The 3,577-nt window shown below is 73.1% G+C and carries 3 protein-coding genes; 1 reads left to right on the top strand and 2 read right to left on the bottom strand.

Annotated elements, in window-relative coordinates; genetic code table 11:
- On the bottom strand, positions 1-823 hold an 823-nt coding region (locus ROTAS13_RS21140), incomplete at its 3' end, for a folylpolyglutamate synthase/dihydrofolate synthase family protein (protein ID WP_371329213.1).
- 11 nt (positions 824-834) lie between these two features.
- Positions 835-1,818 (bottom strand): acetyl-CoA carboxylase, carboxyltransferase subunit beta, encoded by a 984-nt coding sequence (gene accD / locus ROTAS13_RS21135; RefSeq protein WP_019462836.1) that lies wholly within the window; start codon positions 1,816-1,818, stop codon positions 835-837.
- Positions 1,819-2,056: 238 nt separating this feature from the next.
- Here accD and ROTAS13_RS21130 point away from each other — a divergent pair.
- Positions 2,057-3,577: AI-2E family transporter (locus tag ROTAS13_RS21130; protein WP_075823316.1), on the top strand; the 1,521-nt coding region annotated here is incomplete at its 3' end.

Raw genomic sequence — 3,577 nt, 5'->3', positions numbered from 1 at the left:
GGCGCGGCAGGCGCAGCACCCCGGCGGCATCGCGGTAGAGCAGCCCCTCGCCCCCCGGCCCGATCTCCCAGTCCCGTCCCCGGCGCAGCAGCGGCGCCCCGGCCTCGGCGGCGACGCGCTCGATCGCCGCCATCGCCTCCGGCGCCTGGAAGCCGGTCACCAGCGGCACGCCGGGACGGGCGATGCCCGCCTTCTCCGCCGCGATCCCGGCCAGGCTGTTCCCCAGGAACTCCATATGGTCCATCGAGACCGAGGCGACGGCGCAGGCCGCCGGGCGCGGCACGACATTGGTCGCGTCGAATCGCCCGCCGAGCCCGACCTCCAGCACCAGCAGATCCGCCGGCACCCGGGCGAAGAGCAGGAAGGCGGTGGCCGTGGTGATCTCGAAGACGCTGATCCCCTCCCCGGCATTGGCCTGCTCGGCCTCCTCCAGCGCGGCGGCCAGCACCTCCTCCTCCACCAGCGTCCCCGCCAGCCGGATGCGCTCGTGGAAGCGCACCAGATGCGGCGAGGTATAGGCATGGACGCGCTTCCCCGCCGCCTCGGCGATGGCGCGGGCGAAGGCGCAGGTGCTGCCCTTGCCGTTGGTGCCCGCCACATGGAGCACCGGCGGCAGGTGCCGCTCCGGATGGCCGAGCGCCGCCAAGCAGCGCTCGATCCGGCCGGTGCTGAGGTCCATCAGCTTCGGATGCAGCGCATGCAGCCGGTCCACGATCCGCTCCGCCCGCCCCGGCTCGATGCCGGTGGGCAGGCGCAGCGAGGGGTCGAGCTGGCCCGGCGCCATGGAGGGCGCCACGGGGGAGGAGCGCGTGGGGCCGGGCATGGGCGGCGGCCTCAGTCGCCGTTCGCCGGATTCTCGGTCGGCGCCGTGCGGGCCACCACGGTGGGGCGCGGCTGCGGCTTGGGCGCGGCGATGTCGGGCGGCGGCGGCATCGGCAGCTCCGCTTCCTCCACCTCCAGCCCAGGGGGCAGGCGCTCGCGCAGCAGGGAGATCAGCCGCGCCAGCGTGACCTTCATGTCGCCGCGCCTGACCACCATGTCCAGGATACCGTGCTCCAGCAGGTATTCCGCCCGCTGGAAGCCCTCGGGCAGCTTCTCGCGCACCGTCTGCTCGATCACCCGCGCCCCGGCGAAGCCGATCAGCGCCCTGGGCTCGGCGATCTGGATGTCGCCCAGCATGGCGAAGGAGGCGGTGACGCCGCCCGTGGTCGGGTCGCAGAGCACGGTGATGAAGGGCAGCCCGGCTTCCTTGACCATCAGCGAGGCGATGACCGTGCGCGGCATCTGCATCAGGCTGACCGCGCCCTCCTGCATCCGCGCCCCGCCGGAGGCGCTGAAGACGATCAGCGGCGCATCCTGCAGCACGGCCAGCCGGGCGGCGGCGACCAGCGCCTCGCCCACCCCGGCGCTCATCGAGCCGGCGAGGAAGTTGAAGTCGAAGGCCGCGACCACCGCCGCCTTGCCCTCGATCGTGCCATGCGCGACCACCACGGCCTCGTCCAGCCCGGTCTTGGCCTGGGCCTCCTTCAGCCGGTCCACATAGCGGCGCTGGTCGCGGAAGCGCAGCGGGTCGAGCGGCGCCTTGGGCAGCTCGATGCGCTGCCACCCGGCATCCAGCGTGTAGTCCAGCCGCCGCAGCGCGCCGATGCGCAGGTGATGGCCGCAATGCGGGCAGACATGCAGCCCGCGCTCCAGGTCGCGGTGGAAGATCATCTGCTCGCAGGACGGGCACTTGTGCCAGAGGTTCTCCGGCACGTCCCGCTTGCTGCCGAACAGGGTCTGGATCTTCGGCAGAGCCCAGTCGGAAATCCAGTTCATCGCTCAACTCCTCCGCGCGGGGCGGGAGTAGGCATCTCCCAGCCCCCTGCGCAAGAGGCGAGTGCGGCAAGGCTGCCTTCCGCCCTCGCCTCCCCTGTCCGCGGCACCGGAACTCACCACCGGAGAAACGTCGCAGAAAGCGAAAAACCCCCTCCACTTCCTGGCGTTGGCGAAAGGCCGGGCGCGCCATCACAGGCCGGGGCCGCCCGTCCCCCTGGCCCGGCCGAGACGGAGCAGCATGCGTCTTCCCGAAAGCTCCGGCGCCCGCGCCCGCATCCGGGCCGCCGGACTGCCCAGCGGCGGCACCGGCACGCTCTACGCCATCGTGGCGGTGGTCGGCATCCTCTACGTCACGCGGGAACTCCTGGTGCCGCTGGTGCTGGCGACGCTGCTCGCCTTTGTCCTGGCGCCGGTGGTGCGGGGCCTGCGGCACTGGCGGGTGCCGCGCATCCCCGCCGTGCTGCTGACCGTCTTCCTGGCCTTCGGCCTGCTGACCACGGGCGGCGTGGTGATGGGGCGGCAGATGGCCGAGCTCGCCACCGACCTGCCCCGCTACCAGGCCGCGGTGATGGAGAAGGTCGGGCACCTGTCCAGCGGCGGCATGGTGGAGCGTGTCTCCGGCCTGCTCCAGCGCCTGGGCGAGAACGTCGTGCCCCGCCCCCACGCCTCCACCTCTTCCTCGGCCTCCACCGGCCCCGCCGCCGAGGCCGGAACCTCCGTCCGCCCCCTGCCGGTCGAGGTCCACACGCCCGAACCGGGAACGCTGGAGCTGATCCAGAGCGTGATCGCCCCCCTGGTCGGCCCGGTCGCCACCACCGGCATCGTCGCGGTCTTCGTGGTCTTCCTGCTGCTGTACCGGGAGGACATGCGCGACCGCGTCATCAAGCTGGTCGGCTCCGGCGACCTGCAGCGCACCACCGCCGCGCTGGACGAGGCGACGACGCGCCTCAGCCGCTTCTTTCTGGCCCAGGTGATGCTGAACGCCTGCTTCGGCGCGGTCATCGGCCTGGGCCTCTGGGCCGTCGGCATTCCCAACCCGGCGCTCTGGGGCGTGCTGGCGGGGCTGATGCGCTTCGTTCCCTTCGTCGGCGTGATCATCTCCGTCGCCTTCCCCGCCTTGCTGGCCCTGGCGGTGGACCCGGGCTGGGCCACCCTGCTCTGGACCGTGGCGCTCTTCGCCGTGGCCGAGGGGCTGCAGGCTCAGGCGGTGGAACCCCTGGTCTATGGCCACAGCACCGGCCTCACCCCGATCGCGGTGCTGCTGGCCACGGCCTTCTGGACCTGGCTCTGGGGGCCCCTCGGCCTGCTGATGGCAATGCCGCTGACGCTCTGCCTCGTGGTCCTCGGCCGGCACGTGAAGCAGCTCGAGTTCCTCGACGTCCTGCTGGGGGACCGGGAGGCCCTGGCGCCGCCCGAGGCCTTCTATCAGCGCGCCCTGGCCGGGGACGCGGACGGGCTGATCGAGCAGGCCGAGCTGCGCCTCAACGGCACCTCCCTGCGCGCCTATTACGACGAGGTGGCGCTGCCCGGCCTGGCGCTGGCCCAGGCCGATGCCGGGCGCGGCGCCCTGAGCCGGCGGCGCGTCGAATGGGTGCGCGACAAGGTGGACGCGCTGCTGGAGGACCTGGCGGACCACGAGGATGCCGGGGAGGACGAGGCCCCCCTCATGGAAGGCCCCGTGGCCCCTGCCGGAGCAACCGGCGACGGCAGGGCCCCGGAAGCCCCGCCCCCAGCCCCGCCGGCTTCCGTGCCTGACGGC

It is taken from the genome of Roseomonas sp. TAS13, assembly GCF_001950415.1.
Lineage (GTDB): Bacteria > Pseudomonadota > Alphaproteobacteria > Acetobacterales > Acetobacteraceae > Roseomonas > Roseomonas mucosa.
Note: the sequence above shows the minus strand (reverse complement) of the source record. Positions and strands in the feature narration are given on the sequence as shown.

Excerpts from the sequence above, each read along its gene's own strand:
- accD (WP_019462836.1), bottom strand. The coding sequence starts at position 1,818 with ATGAACTGGATTTCCGACTGGGCTCTGCCGAAGATCCAGACCCTGTTC.